Here is a 17,332-nt window from a genome sequence, read left to right as displayed (position 1 = left end):
TTATGCCTTTGTTACTTTTGCTTTGCTGTATCTATAAGTATTAAATAAAGCTTTTGAAGTTGAGTTTTTTTCAAAAGTTGAAACATAAGCTACATCTTCCATAATTTGGACATCAACGTAAGCATTTAATTCTAAAGTTTCACCATTTGCTTCAACTTTTACTTTATCTCCTGTAGCTAATTCTAACTTATCAAATGCACTTTGAGAGAAGAAAACACCTGATTTTAAATCATCTTTAAACTCGTGTGCAATTGCTGTAAATTCATTGAACTGATTAATTGGATTAGCTCTATAAATAAGAGTTTCATCTTCTGCAAGTTCTAGCTTAGCTGTTAAACCTATTTCAACTTCATCACTTGGTTCACTAACTAATACAGATAAATCATATCCTCTATACTCAACTCTATCATTCCCAAATTCATTTGGTAATGAATCAAATTCTACTGCTTTAAATCCGCCTGAAAGAGGTAATTGCTCTGTATATTCAATAGTATATTCAATCTCATCATTTAACACTACATTTGCGATATCATTTAAGTTATAACCATTATGTGCAAGAGCAGCATTTGTAGGAATAACTTTTTTATCTACATTTGTAAAAGTCCCTTCTTGTTGATTAAGTGCAGGAATATCTAAATCCCCATCACCTAAAGCTGATAATTCAAAGTCAGCTTTTTCATTGTAGCCAACTGTAAAGCCACTTTCTTCATTTGCTAAATCACAAATTAATGATACTCCAAGAGTATTTGTTTGAGTTGGTAAAATTACAATATCAAAAGCAGTGTATCTATCAATAATTCCACATAATTTAGCTAAGTTTGCTGCATTTGGATGAGTGATTAAATCTTCCCCAACAATTAATGAGAATTTATCTTTTTTAGCAAGCATTGAATCAACTAATTCTAAGAAGTTTTCGTCTTTTCCAAACTCTTCAACAAATAAGTTATATTCATATTCAACTTCTTTTTCTACTTTTTTAGGAACCATTTTTGAAACTTCTTTTTCTTCACCTGTTTCTTCATCTTTTACGATTTCAACAACTTTTTCTTTGATAGTTTCAACTATAGTCTTAGTTCTTTTTTCAGTTTTTGAGTCAATAAACTCTTTGATTGATAATGGTAAGTCTTTTCCAAATTTATATAAAATAAAGTATAAAATAGCTTCTTGAGCCATTGCATCATGATAAATAAAGTCTGTTGTTTTACCTTTTTTACCAATTTTCTCCATCACAGGATCTGCAACAGGATGGAAATATAAAGCAGAACCTTTATTCATAATAACTGAGTTATTAAAAGCATATCTTGCATTTGGTAAATCAGATTTTAAGTAAGACCCAACAGAAATTACAAAGTTTGAATCATGAACTTGTGTTAAAGTTGATGAATATAATGATCTTCCTGATGTTAAAGCATAATTTTTTAAGAACTCTTGGTATCTTCTTGCATCTTCATTTACAAGTTTTGCACCTCTTTGTTTAGCAAGTTTTTGTAAGATTAAAGCTTCTTCATTTGTGATATATGAGTTAAACTTAATTGTATCAGCTTTACTGAAAGCTTCAATAGCTTTATTAAATGCTACTTCATCTTTGGCTTCAACTTTGTTTTCAAAATCATAAGCAAATCTTCCTGCACCATTTACAGTTGAGAAATGAGGTTCATTTGTTACTCTATAAATTTTCTTTTGTGCATGATTATCAATAGATTCTTGTTTAATTTCATAATACATAAATGCACAATCAGGTGAGTGTGGGTTTGCAGCTGGGATTTTCTTTAATTCCCAAGCATTTGAAGTATATTGGAAATCATGAGAAACTAAAGCACCTACTGGACATGCTGAGATACACTCTCCACAGTTTGTACAGGCATCAGCATCATAACCAATTAAAGATTTATTTAATTTGTTCCACATTGCATAAGCATCTTTTGGCATCTCAGCTTTAAATGTCTTATCAATTGCATCAGCACCTCTTTTTACTGTAGAAAGAGCATTTGAACCAACCATATCTTTACATACAGTTACACATCTTTCACATACAATACAAAGTGCTGGGTCATAGTTCATTACACCCCAGTGTTGTGTAGGTTTATGAATATCTTTAATACTATAACTTTGAGAGTCTACATTCATATATAAAGAATAGTTTTGTAATTCACACTCTCCACTTTGATCACAAACACCACATTGTAATGGATGATTTACATCATAAACTTCCATAATTGCTCGTCTTTCTTTAGCAATATTAGGAGTAACAGTTGAGATTTCCATCCCCTCTTTAATCTTAGTATTACACCCATAAACTTGCTTACCATCTGCCTCAACAAGACAAAGTCTACATGCTAAAGTTGGTGAACATCTAGTTAAATAACAAACAGCTGGAACAAAAATATCATTTGCTCTTGCTGTGTTTAAGATAGTTTCACCCTCTTTTGCCTCTACAGACTTTCCATCAATTGTTAATGTAATCATATCACTCATTATGCATCAACCTTTTCTATTTTTACTTGCTTATATCTATAACCTTTAAAAAGTTCGCTCTCGCAGTTAGAAACTTTTGCTACAGATACAGTACCATTTAACTTATCATCAACTTTTAATACTCTTTTGATTTTTTCACCTGCAAAGTTAATATATATTTCATCATTATCTTGAACCTTAGCAATATTTGCAAATGTTTGACTACAAGATAAAATATCATTTTGCTCATCATCAATTAGTCTATATAATAAAGTCCCGTTATAAGATTTCAACTCTTCTATATCTTCTAAACCTAAAGTTTCGCAAGAGTTAATCTTATTTTCTAATTCATCATTTAATACAACAACATTTAAATCAGAATATTTTTTTATTACTGCTAAAAGTTTAATAATATTTTCAACTCTATCATGCTCAATGATATCATCTCCAATAATTAGAGTTTTAAAAGAACACTCTTTTGATTCTTCATAAGCTTCTTCAAACTCTTCTTCCCCAGCACTACTTTCAGCTGAAATATATCCTAAGTCTAAATCATTTATAAAACTTTGGATTTTTTCGTCACTATTCTTAACAAATGAATCAAGTAATAAAGCACAAATTCCTTCTTCACTTCCCACTTCATATTTAATAAATTGAGTATAGTAAAGTTTGATATCTATATTATCAATTGGGTGCATATAAACAAACTTTGCATTTGTTTTAGCAATTGATTCAATAATAGAATCTCTATATTCTTCCTTATTATTCGAAAGCATTGTTCCTAAAGTAATTACAAAATCACTTTTAGCAATAATCTCATGTTTATTCATTATTCAGTATCCTGTGAAGCTTCTTCAACTTCTCTTGGTTCAGGTTTAACTTTTTTTATAACTAAAGTCCAATCTACTTCATTGAATTTAATAGAGTTCATTAAAGTATAACCTGCCTCATAAACAACATCAGCACTTTTTTGGATATTTTCAAAATCACCAATTTCAAACATTATAATAGCTGTTTCACCATCAACAATTTGAGTATCCATAAGTTCTAACATTCTGTCATAGAAGTCATTTTTTAGTGGTCTTAAATCAAATCTTTTCATACTTCTATTCCCCTATCTATCAATTTCACCAAATACAATATTTAAATTACCAATAATAGTAACAACGTCAGCTAATTGTGTTCCAACTAAAATTTCTTCTAAAATCGCTGTATGTTGGAAACTTGGTGTTCTCATTTTAAGTCTATAAGCATAAGGACTTCCATCACTTACTACAAAGTATCCTAACTCACCTTTTGGTGATTCAGTTGCTACATAAACTTCACCTTTTGGTGGTCTCATCCCCTGTGTAACAAGTACAAAGTGTTGCATTAAAGAGTAGTTTTGAGTCATGATTTGCTCTTTTGGAGCTGAGATATACTCAGGAGCGTGAGCCATAAGTTGAGATTCACTTTCCATATACATAGGAAATAATTGTCTTAAAATTTTTGCAGACTCTCTAATCTCAGCGATACATAGTTTATATCTACCATAAGAATCACAAGTTTCTGAAATAGGAACATCAAAATCTAACTCATCATAAATTCCATAAGGCATTTCTTTTCTTAAGTCCCATTTAATACCAGCACCTCTTAAAGCAATACCTGAACATCCCCAGTCTTTTGCCATTTGTGGTGTAATAACACCTACATTTTCAAGTCTCATTTTCCAGATTCTATTTTCTGTTAATAAACCTTCATATTTTTCTAATTCTTCATGTAAGATTTTTAAGAATGACTCACAATCATCAATCCAGTTAGCAGGTAAGTCTAAAGGAACTCCACCAATTCTAACTGCTGAATGTGTAAGTCTTGCACCACAATAATCCTCAATTAAGTCCATTGCGTATTCTCTTTCTCTAAAACAGTATAAGAACATAGACATAGCACCAACATCAAGTGCGTGAGTTGCTAGCCAGAAAAGATGAGAAGTAATTCTATTTAATTCTAAAAGCATAGTTCTAATAATCTCTGCTCTTCTTGGTGCTTCAATACCAAGTAACTTTTCAATAGCTAAAGCATAACCATAGTTATTTGAAGTTGCAGCGATATAATCCATTCTATCTGTAGTTGGTAAGAATTCATTATAAATCATATTTTCAGCCATTTTTTCCATACCTCTGTGAAGGTATCCTATTAATGGTCTTGATTTTACAACTTCCTCACCTTGAAGTTCTAAAGCTAATCTTAATTGACCATGAGCTGATGGGTGTTGTGGCCCAAAGTTCACCATCATTGTGTTATCTTCTCTCTCGAAGTTTATATTTTCAAAAAAAGGTTTTAATCTATTTGGTTGTTGTGTTTGCATACTTTACTACCTTCTTCTTTTTAAAACAACTGAATCTTCAGGTTTTAATTTTTTCATAATTGGAGTGGCATTATCTTCTTGATAGTTAATTGCAGTTTCAGGCTCAAACTGTGAAATATCAGTATCATAAGGTACTTCATGACCAAGTCTAGCAAATCTTGTAGTATCATATCTATCAATTGCAGCTGGATCTCTTTGTTCAGGTCCTATGATATCTCTTGCTTCTTTTCCAAAAATTTTGTCAACTTCATACCAAGATGCAGCTTCATCACCTTGTAAAGGATATGTTTTTCTAAGTGGGTGATCATACCAATCATCTGGCATAATAATTCTTTTCATATTAGGATGATTTAATACTTTTACTCCTAACATATCATACATTTCTCTCTCAGACCAGTTTGCTGATTTGAATACAGATGTTACAGACTCAATAGCTTCATCTTTTCCTAAGAAACATTTGATTCTTAATCTTTTGTGTTTTGATAATGACAACATTTCATAAAATAACTCATAGCCATCTTTTTTAGCTAAATAATCAATAGCTGATAGTTCCATCAACATATCATATTCTAATTCTTCTCTTAATAAAGTCATAGCTTCAACAATAGAGTTCTTATCAATATGTATTACTAAATGAGTATGCTCAATATAAGCTTCTTTTAGATCAATTTTTGAAGAAAATACTTCAAAATCTTTTTCAAACTGCTCATCTTTATTTACATCAAGTCTTGCTAAACTTGGTGTTACATAAAATCTATCTGAGAAGTATGATTTTTTTTGTACGTCATGTTTTGGTTTATACTGTCTCATTAAACTAACCTTTTTTTCTTCTTAGCTCTAAAAATCGATTCTCTTCTGATTTTCTTTTGTAGAGTCATTAACGCATATTGTAATGTTTCAGGTCTTGGGGCACAACCTGGTAAGTAAATATCAACAGGTACTATTCTATCTGCACCTTGAACAGTTGCATAAGTATTAAACATACCACCTGTATTAGCACATGATCCCATTGAGATTACCCATTTTGGATCAGGCATTTGATCATATAATCTTCGCATGAACTCTGCGTGTTTTTTAGTAAGAGTTCCTGCTATCACGATACAGTCAGATTGCCTTGGACTTGCTCTAAAAATAGTACCAAATCTATCAAAGTCATATCTTGATGCACCAGTAGCCATCATTTCAATAGCACAACAGGCTAAACCATAAGTCATTGGCCAAATTGAATTTGATCTACCAAAATTTACAAGCTTATCAATAGTAGTTAACTTTATTGGCGCTCCGCCATCTTGTAAATAGTTTACTTTATGCTGTGCCATTCTAAGGCTCCTTTCTTCCACTCATATAAGAATCCGATTGATAGAATTGTAATAAATAAAATCATTGCTACAAACCCAAACCAACCTAATAATTGAAAGTTGATAGCCCAAGGGAACATAAAAATAATTTCTACATCGAAAAGAATGAAGATTAATGCAACTAAGTAAAATTGTGTTGAGATTGTGTTTGGTTGCTTTGTAACCTCTGGCCCACACTCATACAGTGTTGTTTTAAGTTTTTCAGTATCAAGTCTTGCGATTTTTCTACTAATAAATCTTGATAGCCATACAGTAGCACCAAATGCAGCAAATGTTACCACAAACATAACAAATGCACCGAAATAAGGATGTGCAAAATCCATATGTGTCATATCGTATATCCTTTATAAAACTTTAAAAAGTTTATTTGAAGCTTAAATATAGTACCTAAATAGTAATAAATAGCCACTTTAACAGTTATGCAATGATATTTCTATCGCTATAAAAAATAGCTTATTAGCTATTTTTTTGCTACCTCACTATACAAATTGACACAAAATGAAACACTATATAGTTATGCCAATTTTTTATAGGCTTTTAATATTATTATAAAAGAAGTATCTAAAATTGGTATGATAAACTTACAATTAATTAACATGAAAAGTGAACTTTTTACCTTTCAAATTCTTAGTGTTTCAAAATTTCACATATTTAGTTTTTTTTCTAACTTTATATCTTTATTAAATTTTTAGATTAATTTATTTTTTTTATTTATTGGATTTTTTTATATTGAGAGAACTTAATGTATAAATAATAATTTCTAAGAAGTAAAATACTTCCTAGAAAAAGCCAACTTTATTTTCTGAATCAAACTGCCCTTTTTGCTCTTTTTGAATCTGTTCTTTAAAATCTTCTATTTTAAATATTGGCTCTTGGCTTACTGCTAATTTATATGCAGTATTTTTTATAATAAGTTCTATTTGTCCACCTGTTAATTCATATTTAGCTAATTCTTCAACATCAAAGTTTTCATCTAAAGGTAAGGCTTCTGGTATTAACTTTTGCCATAAAGTTATTCTTTGTTCTTTATTTGGTTTCATAAACTCAATTTTATAGTTAAATCTTCTTGAAAATGCTTTATCAAGATTTTCAAGCAAGTTTGTTGTAGCTATTAAAATTCCATCAAATCTCTCAATTTGTTCTAAGAAAATATTTTGCATTTGGTTGTGCATTTTATCACTCCCACTTCCTGCTCCTGTAGTTCTTGAACTTAAAAATTGATCGGCTTCATTTAAAAGTAAAATAGGCTCAGATTTTGAAATTTCTCTAAGCTCGTAATACTTATCAAAAATAGCTCTTACATTTTTTTCACTCTCACCTACATACATAGAAAGAATTTTTGAACAATCAAAACTAAGAACTTCTTTTTTAAGAGATTTTGCCATAGCTAAAGCTGTTAAAGTTTTACCTGTTCCTGCAACCCCATAAAAAATTATCTTTGCATCTATTCCTCTTTTTTTATCTTTTATTCCCCACTGTTTAAGTCTATTTGCTACAGTTTTATCAACTTGTTGTAAAAGCGCATCTAAAGTCTCTTTTGTTTTATCATTTAAAACCACATCATCTAAAGTTTTTGAAGTATTTATAAGTTCAAACATATCTTGTTCTTTTATAACAGAATCAAGTTTGATTTTTGTTCTTCTAGTTTTCTTTTTTGTAGGATGAGAAATTTTATATAAAATTTCATCTGGAATATAAAAGTTTCTATTTATTCCACCAAAAGCAGTTAATACTTCATCATAATCAACTAAAGATTTTGACACTAAATTTGAACTTTCTTCAAGTAAGCTTCTATACTTAATTTTCTCATAATCATCTGAAGAAATAAGTTCTATTAAGGCATTCATATCTCTTATTGAACCATCTCCACCTGAATACTCTTCTTTTAATAATGCTAAAAATAGTGTTTGTTCTTGGTCAGCTAAATCATTTTCTTTAAAAAAATCTTCAAGCATAATAGAGCTGTTTGTAACTTTTACTCTTTCTTTAATTCTATTTTCCAACATCACTAATTTTGATTTTAGTCTATTTGAACTAGGTGAATTTATATCAAAGTTTTTTCTAACTACATTTAGCTGTTGCACTAAATCTATCTTAAAAAATTGATCTTGTAAATACTCCAAATGATCACTATAACTTTTGATTTCAGGAAGAACAAAATCACCTGAAATATTTTCAAATAGTTTTAAATATGAACTTGAAAGTGCAATATTTGAATTTAATAATTCCAGTTTTGAAACTTCATTTAATTTTATTTGATCAAAGGCAACTTGAACTAACCAACCACACTCTAAAAGAGATTTAATTAAATCTAATTTATCTAAGTGTTCATACTCTTTAATATCACAAAATTCTGCTAAAACATCTATTACAACTAGAGTGTCTCTACCTTTTACATACTCTTTTGTTAAATATTGAAGAATATGTCCTTCTTCTTTTTTACATTTTAATCTTTTATAAAAATTTGTTTTTGTTATATCCGAAGCTTTTATAAAATTAACTAATTCTTTCATTTATTTAAAATATCCTATATTATATATGTGTAATCTTTGATAATACATTAAATTCTCTTAACTATTAATGAGCCGATGAAATTACCTATTAGTTATGAAATTGTTTCACATAAATTATTTATTAAGATAGTTTTCCCTATTATGTTATTTTTTAAAATTATAATAATTATAAGGAATGCAGATGAAAAATTTAATAGTGGCTTTATTCACTTTAATTTTTTTTACAGCTTGTTCGGTTTCTAATTTAAACCAAAACAGTGTAAGCTCAAAAGAAGAGTTAATAAAAGCTTCACAAACTGGTGACATAAAAGCAATGCTTCAACTACATGAGCATTATAAGTTTCCCCAAACAAAAGAAGGTTTATACTATTTTAATAAATGGTATACAAATATAAATAAGCAGCATGATCCAAAAGATATAACTGCAATTGCTAAAGTTTATGATGAATATTCAAAAATGTTTATCAATGAAAATCAAAAAGCACAAAAACTTTATAAACTAGCTTCAAGTTTAGGTGATAATAGTGCAAATATAGCTTTAATCAAATCATATTTAAAAAGCTATCAAAGAGATGAAGCTAAAGCTTTAGAAGAAAAAATAATTGATAGTTTAAACAATGAAGAAATGCAAGAATTGTATTCATTCTATAATAAAAACTATTACTCAAGACAAGCTAAAAATCTTGAAAAGATTATGGAAAAAAAAGGTATTGAACTACCTACAGAAGCTATTATAAAAAATATTAGAAAATATAGCTATAGAAAAAGTGATGAAGGAAAACTTAATGAACTAATCAATAAGATTTTAGAAAAAAATAAAAGTGAAGATATCTATAAACTAGCTAATCTTTATTATAAAAAATATAAATTTGAAAAAGCCATTCCTTATTATGAAAAAGTTCTTGAACTTGATCCTAAAAATATAAACGCGCTACTTGAACTTGGAGCTATTTATAATAAAGGTAACTATAGAGAAAAACTTAAAAAGAATAAAGATAAAGCTGCTGTGTATTTTGAAAAAGCTTCAAAGTTAGATAATAGTGAAGCTACACAATCACTTCTTAGTATTTATTCATCTGACAAGAAATATTTAGATAAATACTTTTCATTAAAACAAAAGTTAAATGATTCAAAAGATGGAAAACTAATCCTTGCGAAGTTTTATAAAAAACAAAGACAATATCCTCAAGCTTATAAGTTATTTGAAGAAGTAGCACAAGAAGGTAACCATGAAGCTATCATTGAGTTAGCAATGAATAGAGCTTCTTCATATAGATTTAATCCTGAAATTCATAATCAAACAAAAAAATGGCAAGATTATATCTATAACTCAAAAGATAAAGAATTAAAGAAAAAATATATTGATAAAATCTCTTCACCATATACAAAAAGATACTATAAAGAAGAACTTAAAAAATACTCAGTAAATAAACTTGATACTAACAATATCATTGAACTAAGAGAAATCTATAGAGCATACAAATACAAAGATAAAAAACTTGCACTAGAAGCTTTAACTAAAGCCCATAATTTTGGAGATGTAAAAAGTACTTATTCTTTAATAAATTATTATAAAAGAGATAGAAAAAATAAAGACTTTAAAAAAGCCGTTGAACTTTTAGAATCATTAGAGCAAAGAGGTGAAAAAAAAGCTACTAAAGAACTTGCAGATTTATATTATAATCCTCCTTATGGATTTAAAGAATACAAAGATAAAGATAAAGCATTAAAACTTTATGAAAAACTTGCAGAACAAGATGACTTTAGAGCTTCAAGAAAATTAGTAGATATTTATCTTTGTGGAAAATGTGAAAACAAAAAACTTAATCACAAAAAAGCAAAATACTATCTTGAAAAACTAGTAAAAAGAGGTTACTCTTATGATATTGCTAGTCTTGGTTGGTTATATCAATATGGAGAAGGAGTAGAAAGAGACTTATTAAAAGCAAAAGAGTTATACGAAGAAGCCGCTCAAAAAGGGTACAACACAGCTAATTATTATCTTGCATGGTTATATTATCAAGATGAGGAATCACCTAAGGATTCACTATTAGAGCTTAACTACAAAAAAGCTTTAGAATACTTAAAAAAAGGTCACCAAAAAAGAGACTATAGAGCAACTAATCTTATTGGAGTTTTCTATGAAAAGGGTTATGGTGTTAAAAAAGATAGAGAAAAAGCTGTAGAGTATTATAAACAAGCTTATAAATATGATATGTTTGCTGCACATCATTTAGGGCAATATTATTATGATATAAAAGAGTACGAAAAAGCTTTAGAACTTTATAAAAAAGCTAGAAAAAGAGGACATAAAGGATCTATTGTAAAACTTGGAATTATGTATGAAAGAGGTGTTTTAGGGAAAGTTGATATTCAAAAAGCTTTAGAATACTATAAAGAAGCATACAATAAATATGATGATAAAGTAGCTGCTTATAATATAGGTCTTGTATACCATTATGGAAAAGGTGGTATAAAAAAAGATAAAAAATTAGCTAAACAATGGTATGAAAAAGCTAATATAAAAGATTCTAAAAAGCAATTAAAACTTTTAAAATAAAGAAGTAATTTTACTTCTTTATTTGCTTTTTTAAAGCCTCATAAAATTTATACACTTCATCTTTTTTCTTAAATTGTAACTTTTGATTGTCATTTATTACAATATCCAAGTTTTCAACACTTAGATTTTTAATATCACTATATTTATACTCTTTTGAGTTTTTCTCTAAATCAATAGTAAAACTATTTGATATCTCCAAAACTTTGTCACTACACAAGGCTTTATATGAACCTTTTGAATAAAGTATTGAATTACAATTTTGTGATTTTAAATGCTCTTGTATTTGCTCTAAATTTGAAGAATTCATCATATTTAAAGATACTGCAATAAGTGCAATAAATAAAAAGAAAGCTATAAAAATCATATAAAATCTCCTAAGTAAATCTAAATAAATATTACAAGAATAACTCTTAACTTCATATAATTATCTAAAATTAGATAAAATATTATTCAAAAATTACAAGTTGTATCTACAAGGAAAAAATATGTTAAAAAGCACTACAAAACTTTTAGTGACTTCTGCAATAGCTTCTATACTTTTAACAGGATGTAATAACTATGAGCAGTCACTAAAAGTTTTACCAACTGAATTAGCACAAGCAAATCAATGTATCAGTCAAGATAAAGAGTTTGAAGAGAATTGCTACGATTTAATCTCTTATAAAAATACTATCGCTCTTCTAAGACTTGGTATCAAAAAATATTCAGAAGGAAAATATCAAGACGCTTTTACACTTTATGATTTAGCACAAAAAAGAGGTAACTTCTATGCAAATGCTTTACTTTCGGAACTATATTTAAAAGGAAGAGGTGTTAAGCAAAATCAAAAACTAGGAATTGATTTACTTAAAGATACAAAAAAAGTTGACCCAATGGCAGCTTATAAATTATCTTTTTATTATATTAATGAAAAAGATTATGATGATGCTCTTGAACTTTTAACTTTTGCAGCAAATAACAATGTAAAAAATGCTCAACTAGAACTATCAAAAATCTACGCAAATGGTAAAATAGTAAAACCAGATACTCAAAAGAGTATCTTTTGGCTAGAAAAATTTGAAAATAAAACAAATAGTTTTATGATGAAAATTTACGGTATTTGATAGTTTTCAAGTAACATAAGTATCGCTGAAATAGAAAATATCGAAAGCAGTGTCTGCATAGTAATAATCGCAGACATTAGCTTTAAATCTCCTCCAAGTTCCCTTGCTAAAATATAAGCACTAGAAGCTGTAGGCATAGCTCCAAAAAGAACAAGTACCAACAATGGAAGTCCTGTAACTCCTAAATTTATAGCCACAAAGAAAATAAGCACAGGAAAAAGTGCAAGTTTTATAAACACCGATGAAAATAGCTCAAATTTCACTTCTTTTAAGTGAGTAATATGCAAACCAACCCCAACAGATAAAAGACCCAATGGAAGTGCAGCAGCACTTAAAATACTAAGTGTCTTTTCAAGAGGAGAAACTAAAGAAATACCTAAAAAGTTTAAACCTCCTCCAATTATACATCCTACAATCAAAGGATTTTTAAAAATTGACTTTATAAAAGATATAAATGTAATCTTATCACTTGAAGCATAAATAGAAAAAATTCCTATACAAAATACATTTATACTTGGTATTAAAAAAGTCATTAAAAGTGCAGCTAAAACTAAGCCATCATCTCCATAAATAGCATCTGTTAAAGCTAAAAATACATAAGTGTTAAACCTAATCGAGCCTTGATAAACAGAAGTAAAAGAAGGGCCATCAAAAAAGAACATAATCTTATCAGCTATCATAAGTAAAACTGTGATAATCCCAATAGTTAAAAGAGCTGAAAAAATAAAGTTTACCCCATCTATACCATCCAATGAAGCAGTAGAAAGCTTATAAATCAAAAGTGCAGGAAATAGCACATAATAAGTAAACTTATCAGCATACTGCCAAAACTGCTCATCAGGGAACTTTATTCGCTTTAGAAAATATCCTAAAGATATAAGTAAAAAAATTGGTATTAGTGCTAGTAGTATATTTTGCATGTTTATCCTAATAATATATATGTTATTAGAACATTATATTTAAGTAGTTTTATTTTTTGTTTAAAGTATTAGCAAAGAAGTAAATTACTTCTCTACTAAGTTATAATATTTTATAAAAACTAAATTTCTTTTAATATAGTATTACCTAATTTTTCAACAATTCCAACCACTAGAGCATTTCCCATTAAAAATGCTCTTTTTGAATCAGTCACACCCTTAGTATGATTATCAGGAAACATATTTAATCTCTCTAATTCAACTGGAGTTAGTCTTCTATATTTTCCATTAACTTTAACTACATGCTTAAATCTAGATGCGCTTGCACCACCTTCTCCAGTTATGATTGTTCTTGAAGGTTTATTTAAACAATCAGGGAAGCCCATGCTACCTTCTGTATATAAATATTTATGTCCTGTAGTTTTGTTAACTCTTTCTATCGATTTGGCACCTTTTTGGTACTCCCATTTTTTTAATTCTTCTTCATTAATAAAGAATTCTTTTGGAACATTTTTTTCATCTTCTAAAAAATCACCTAAAACACTATTTACTCCATCGTAATTAGCTTCACATCTTGCCGTATAATATTTCCCATTAATCATGTATCCTGTTTCCCAAAATGAATTCTTTTTAGGTGTGTCTTTATTAAAATTATCTGTCACATCCACTAAGTCAGAAGACAGTTCATTTATCAATAAATCTTTTTCTTCTATTTTTTTAATTGGAAAAGTTTTTGCAAAAATTCCTGCTTTATTTAAAACATCAAGAGGTTTAGTTTTTGTTATAACATCATTAATGAATGTACCTACTTTTGCAGCAAAAATGAAAACCCTTTTTCTTCTTTGTGGCATTCCATACTCACTAGCATTTATAACTCGCCATTCAACAGCATATCCTAAATTATTCAGAGAAGATAATATGATTGCAAAATCTCTACCTCTTTGAGAAGCCGGTGATTTTAATAGTCTATCAACATTTTCAAGTAATAAAAAAGAAGGTGATTTTTCACCCTTTTCTTCTAATATCCTATGAATTTCCCACCATAAAACACCTTTTTTACCCACAATCCCTTTAGAATTTTTTAATGTACTAGCTACAGAATAGTCTTGACATGGAAAACCTCCAACTAGTAAATCATGATTTGGGATTTCAGAAGTTTTAACTGTTGAAATGTCTTCATTACTGTGATTTTCATATCCAAATCTTGCACAATAAACATCCGATGCATGTTGAGTTTTTGTTGATGGTTCCCATTGATTACTCCAAACAATATCATACTGTTTATCATAATGAGAAGCTTTCTCTAATCCTAGTCTAAATCCACCCACACCAGCAAATAATTCAATAGTTTTAATTGATTTATTTTTTACATTTATTTGTTTATTCATATTATTAAGCTTTTCTACCTTTTGAAAAATACTAAATAAGTTTGGTGTTTTCATATTAATCCCTAATAAAAATATTTAAAGATTATACACCAAAATTAAATTATACTAATTTTTTATTGCATTTTGCAATATTTATTAATTTTTTCGTATTATATCTAATTTATTTTAGAAGATCAAGTATTTCTATGTATTCTTAATATTTAACTGATTTTGTATGTATTTTGCATTCAACCAAAAGCACTTTTTTACTTCTTTTTTTCCATATCCAGTATCTAATACATCTTTTGAGTTTCTACCATGTGGTCTAACATGTGCTATTGAATTCTCCGTTATAGAAGGTAGTTTATCAGCTTTTTTTTCTTTTATTCGTTTTTTTGTTTCTTCCCAAACCCATTTTACATTATTAATATCTTTAAAAGGAAAATTCCAAAATTGAACTTTTTTTAATATATCCTCACCTTTTTTAGTTTTTTGAAATATTACAAACAAAAATTTCTTTTCAGTTAATTGTTTATAAAAACTTGAATTTGTCCAATCTTGATTAATAATCTCAGTATATTTAAAAATAGGAAAAGATATAGATTCAACTAATCTACCTGTTTTTTCAAGAGCTATAACTCTCAAAGTAATATTTGCTTTTTCAAATTCTTTGATTTTATTTGAACTTGCTCCCAATAGTTTATTTATAAGAAGTCTTCGATGATTTTTAGGTCTCTTATCATAACTTATATTCAACCTCTTTTCTATTTCTAAATTTGTTTTTCCATAATATATTTCAAATCTTTTTTCTATGTTTTCCTCTATAGTAAGAGGGTAGTTTTTTTCAATAATTGAATGATAAGATTTATCATCTTTCGATAAAATTTTTTGAATTAAATAATTTAGATACTTTGTTTTTAGAGAAAATGCTCTTGGTTTAGCAGTTATTTCACTATAAGGCTGAATTCTTCTATTTTTTGATGTACTTGCTTTTGGAGCTGCACCTAAGTATAAAGTATCAGCTTCAGATAAATTATGAGCTTCACCTCTTTTGATCTTTTCAACAATTTTTTGCCAATCTTGTTTTATTTGAGCAACGTCAGCCTTAGAAATTCCTGAGATTAAATCTATTAATTCTACCATCTTAAATTTATACTCTAAAAGACTTTTATCATCCTCTGATAAATAAAACATTATAAGTAACAATTTATTTTTTTCTAAAAAAGAGCTTGTTTCCCATTTTTCATTGACAATACTCATATAATTAATCATTGATAAGCTTAATCTTTCTTTAGGAGAATATTTTTGAGACTTTAACTTCTTTATTCCAGTTGTTTTTAACTCTATTTTAACTTTTTCAAAATCAGCTCTTGCATAATTGTTATTATTAATTCCAAATAAATACTTTTCAACTATATCTCCCAATAAACCTTTTCTATTCTTATTATATTTACCAATTAAAGATAATATATCTAATATATCATTCTTCTCTAAAACATCATTTAGACTTTTATCAATAAACTTTTGTGCGTAACTAACTATAGATTTTTTTGAATTAATATCATATTCTTTTAACTTCATTTATTCCCCAATAAATCTTTTAAAGATAATATAATATAATTACTTAATTGTTTTGATATTTATAAAAGTCTCCAAAGCACTAGCAAAGAAGTAAAACTACTTCTCTACTAAATCATATAAGGCTTGAATCTCCTCAGCCCAGATAGTTTCATCGATTGTTTCTAGTACTAATGGAATATCATCCATTCTATCATCATTCATGATGAACTTAAATGCATCCCATCCAATCTGTCCCATACCTAAACTATGGTGTCTATCTACTCTACTTCCAAGTTCTGGTTTTGAGTCATTTATATGCATTCCCATAAGATACTCACGTCCTACTACCTCATCAAACTCTTTCCATGTTTTATCATAAGCTTCTCTTGTTCTGATGTCATAACCAGCTGTAAACATGTGACAGGTATCTATACATACACCAATTCTTGATTTATCTTCTACTTTATCAATTAAGTATGCTAAATGCTCGAACTTATAACCTAAGTTACTTCCTTGACCTGCTGTGTTTTCAATAACTAGTTTTATGTCATTTGTAGCATCAATTGCTTGGTTTAGAGATAGTGCGATTCTATCTAAACACTCTTCTTCACTTATCTTTCTTAGATGCGAACCTGGGTGAAAGTTAAGTCTATCAAGCTTTAAAATTTCACATCTTTCAATCTCATGTAAAAACCCATCAAGTGACTTTTGTCTTTTCTCTTCTTCTGGGTGACCTAAGTTGATTAAGTATGAATCATGTGGCAAGATATGTTTTGCTTCAATACCTGTTTCTTCCATCTCTTTAAACCACTTATCTAAAACCTTTGTTTCAAAGTCTTTTGCTCTCCATTGTCTTTGATTTTTTACAAAAAGAGCAAAGGCCTTACAGCCTATTTCTCTTGCGTTTATTGGGGCATTAAATACTCCACCAGTTGCACTTACATGAGCTCCTACGTATTTCATATATTTATCCTATTAATTTAATATTATTTACACTTATTAGATTTATAATATAAGCTTAATTTAATAAGTGATTTTTGTTTCATGATTTTTGAATTATTATAAGCTTATATAAAGTGTCATTTATTAACACCAGTTAAGAAATTTACAATCTTTATTAAGTTTTTATCATATCCTAAAATGGCTAAGTATA

The 17,332-nt window shown here is 28.3% G+C and carries 15 protein-coding genes; 2 read left to right on the top strand and 13 right to left on the bottom strand.

All coding sequences use genetic code 11. From position 1 onward, the window contains the following. From ACH5BH_RS12230 to ACH5BH_RS12195, 8 genes are all read right to left on the bottom strand, one after another. Positions 1–2,475 (bottom strand): NADH-quinone oxidoreductase subunit G, encoded by a 2,475-nt coding sequence (locus ACH5BH_RS12230; RefSeq protein WP_423298550.1) that lies wholly within the window; start codon positions 2,473–2,475, stop codon positions 1–3. Then, positions 2,475–3,284, bottom strand: coding sequence for a hypothetical protein (locus tag ACH5BH_RS12225; protein ID WP_423298549.1), 810 nt, complete (start codon positions 3,282–3,284; stop codon positions 2,475–2,477). The genes ACH5BH_RS12230 and ACH5BH_RS12225 overlap by 1 nt, the downstream gene beginning before the upstream one ends. Beyond that, positions 3,284–3,556: an NADH-ubiquinone oxidoreductase subunit E family protein gene (locus ACH5BH_RS12220; protein ID WP_423298548.1), complete on the bottom strand. Its 273-nt coding sequence runs from the start codon at positions 3,554–3,556 to the stop codon at positions 3,284–3,286. Before ACH5BH_RS12220 ends, ACH5BH_RS12225 begins: the two co-directional genes overlap by 1 nt. A 12-nt stretch (positions 3,557–3,568) precedes the next feature. After that, the gene (nuoD, locus tag ACH5BH_RS12215; RefSeq protein WP_404307647.1) at positions 3,569–4,801 is read right to left on the bottom strand and encodes an NADH dehydrogenase (quinone) subunit D; all 1,233 of its coding nucleotides are present in this window, start codon (positions 4,799–4,801) and stop codon (positions 3,569–3,571) included. A 6-nt stretch (positions 4,802–4,807) separates the two neighbouring features. Beyond that, positions 4,808–5,611 carry an NADH-quinone oxidoreductase subunit C gene (locus ACH5BH_RS12210; protein WP_423298547.1) on the bottom strand — a complete coding sequence of 268 codons (804 nt, stop codon included), beginning with the start codon at positions 5,609–5,611 and terminating at the stop codon, positions 4,808–4,810. Continuing rightward, positions 5,611–6,120 carry a NuoB/complex I 20 kDa subunit family protein gene (locus ACH5BH_RS12205; RefSeq protein ID WP_404307651.1) on the bottom strand — a complete coding sequence of 170 codons (510 nt, stop codon included), beginning with the start codon at positions 6,118–6,120 and terminating at the stop codon, positions 5,611–5,613. Before ACH5BH_RS12205 ends, ACH5BH_RS12210 begins: the two co-directional genes overlap by 1 nt. Further along, a complete protein-coding gene (locus ACH5BH_RS12200; protein WP_404307653.1) occupies positions 6,102–6,491 on the bottom strand; it encodes an NAD(P)H-quinone oxidoreductase subunit 3 in 390 nt (129 codons plus the stop codon). The genes ACH5BH_RS12205 and ACH5BH_RS12200 overlap by 19 nt, the downstream gene beginning before the upstream one ends. 447 nt (positions 6,492–6,938) lie before the next feature. Further along, on the bottom strand, positions 6,939–8,672 hold the full coding sequence (locus ACH5BH_RS12195) for an ATP-binding protein (protein ID WP_404307655.1): 1,734 nt from the start codon (positions 8,670–8,672) through the stop codon (positions 6,939–6,941). 181 nt (positions 8,673–8,853) lie between these two features. Between ACH5BH_RS12195 and ACH5BH_RS12190 the strand changes: the two genes are divergently transcribed. Beyond that, positions 8,854–11,232, top strand: coding sequence for a tetratricopeptide repeat protein (locus tag ACH5BH_RS12190; protein ID WP_423298546.1), 2,379 nt, complete (start codon positions 8,854–8,856; stop codon positions 11,230–11,232). Between the two features lie 10 nt (positions 11,233–11,242). On the opposite strand, the gene ACH5BH_RS12185 is transcribed toward ACH5BH_RS12190, so the two are convergent. After that, positions 11,243–11,596: a hypothetical protein gene (locus tag ACH5BH_RS12185; protein WP_423298545.1), complete on the bottom strand. Its 354-nt coding sequence runs from the start codon at positions 11,594–11,596 to the stop codon at positions 11,243–11,245. A gap of 121 nt (positions 11,597–11,717) precedes the next feature. On the opposite strand from ACH5BH_RS12185, the gene ACH5BH_RS12180 reads away from it, so the two are divergent. Then, positions 11,718–12,335 carry a tetratricopeptide repeat protein gene (locus tag ACH5BH_RS12180; RefSeq protein ID WP_404307661.1) on the top strand — a complete coding sequence of 206 codons (618 nt, stop codon included), beginning with the start codon at positions 11,718–11,720 and terminating at the stop codon, positions 12,333–12,335. Here ACH5BH_RS12180 and ACH5BH_RS12175 read toward each other — a convergent pair. From ACH5BH_RS12175 to nfo, 4 genes are all read right to left on the bottom strand, one after another. Beyond that, positions 12,323–13,255 (bottom strand): AEC family transporter, encoded by a 933-nt coding sequence (locus tag ACH5BH_RS12175; RefSeq protein WP_423298544.1) that lies wholly within the window; start codon positions 13,253–13,255, stop codon positions 12,323–12,325. The two genes, ACH5BH_RS12180 and ACH5BH_RS12175, sit on opposite strands and share 13 nt — an antisense overlap. A gap of 119 nt (positions 13,256–13,374) precedes the next feature. Next, positions 13,375–14,694, bottom strand: coding sequence for a DNA (cytosine-5-)-methyltransferase (gene dcm, locus ACH5BH_RS12170; RefSeq protein WP_423298543.1), 1,320 nt, complete (start codon positions 14,692–14,694; stop codon positions 13,375–13,377). Positions 14,695–14,823: 129 nt separating this feature from the next. Further along, positions 14,824–16,200, bottom strand: coding sequence for a Sau3AI family type II restriction endonuclease (locus ACH5BH_RS12165; protein ID WP_423298542.1), 1,377 nt, complete (start codon positions 16,198–16,200; stop codon positions 14,824–14,826). A 96-nt stretch (positions 16,201–16,296) separates the two neighbouring features. Beyond that, entirely contained in the window at positions 16,297–17,142 is an 846-nt protein-coding gene (gene nfo / locus ACH5BH_RS12160) for a deoxyribonuclease IV (protein WP_423298541.1), read from the bottom strand. Positions 17,143–17,332: the final 190 nt, after the last annotated feature.

The organism is Arcobacter rhizosphaerae (assembly GCF_049472155.1).
Taxonomy (GTDB): domain Bacteria; phylum Campylobacterota; class Campylobacteria; order Campylobacterales; family Arcobacteraceae; genus Arcobacter_B.
Note: the sequence above shows the minus strand (reverse complement) of the source record. Positions and strands in the feature narration are given on the sequence as shown.

Excerpts from the sequence above, each read along its gene's own strand:
- ACH5BH_RS12230 (WP_423298550.1), bottom strand. The coding sequence starts at position 2,475 with ATGAGTGATATGATTACATTAACAATTGATGGAAAGTCTGTAGAGGCA.
- ACH5BH_RS12225 (WP_423298549.1), bottom strand. The coding sequence starts at position 3,284 with ATGAATAAACATGAGATTATTGCTAAAAGTGATTTTGTAATTACTTTA.
- ACH5BH_RS12220 (WP_423298548.1), bottom strand. The coding sequence starts at position 3,556 with ATGAAAAGATTTGATTTAAGACCACTAAAAAATGACTTCTATGACAGA.
- nuoD (WP_404307647.1), bottom strand. The coding sequence starts at position 4,801 with ATGCAAACACAACAACCAAATAGATTAAAACCTTTTTTTGAAAATATA.
- ACH5BH_RS12210 (WP_423298547.1), bottom strand. The coding sequence starts at position 5,611 with ATGAGACAGTATAAACCAAAACATGACGTACAAAAAAAATCATACTTC.
- ACH5BH_RS12205 (WP_404307651.1), bottom strand. The coding sequence starts at position 6,120 with ATGGCACAGCATAAAGTAAACTATTTACAAGATGGCGGAGCGCCAATA.
- ACH5BH_RS12200 (WP_404307653.1), bottom strand. The coding sequence starts at position 6,491 with ATGACACATATGGATTTTGCACATCCTTATTTCGGTGCATTTGTTATG.
- ACH5BH_RS12195 (WP_404307655.1), bottom strand. The coding sequence starts at position 8,672 with ATGAAAGAATTAGTTAATTTTATAAAAGCTTCGGATATAACAAAAACA.
- ACH5BH_RS12190 (WP_423298546.1), top strand. The coding sequence starts at position 8,854 with ATGAAAAATTTAATAGTGGCTTTATTCACTTTAATTTTTTTTACAGCT.
- ACH5BH_RS12185 (WP_423298545.1), bottom strand. The coding sequence starts at position 11,596 with ATGATTTTTATAGCTTTCTTTTTATTTATTGCACTTATTGCAGTATCT.
- ACH5BH_RS12180 (WP_404307661.1), top strand. The coding sequence starts at position 11,718 with ATGTTAAAAAGCACTACAAAACTTTTAGTGACTTCTGCAATAGCTTCT.
- ACH5BH_RS12175 (WP_423298544.1), bottom strand. The coding sequence starts at position 13,255 with ATGCAAAATATACTACTAGCACTAATACCAATTTTTTTACTTATATCT.
- dcm (WP_423298543.1), bottom strand. The coding sequence starts at position 14,694 with ATGAAAACACCAAACTTATTTAGTATTTTTCAAAAGGTAGAAAAGCTT.
- ACH5BH_RS12165 (WP_423298542.1), bottom strand. The coding sequence starts at position 16,200 with ATGAAGTTAAAAGAATATGATATTAATTCAAAAAAATCTATAGTTAGT.
- nfo (WP_423298541.1), bottom strand. The coding sequence starts at position 17,142 with ATGAAATACGTAGGAGCTCATGTAAGTGCAACTGGTGGAGTATTTAAT.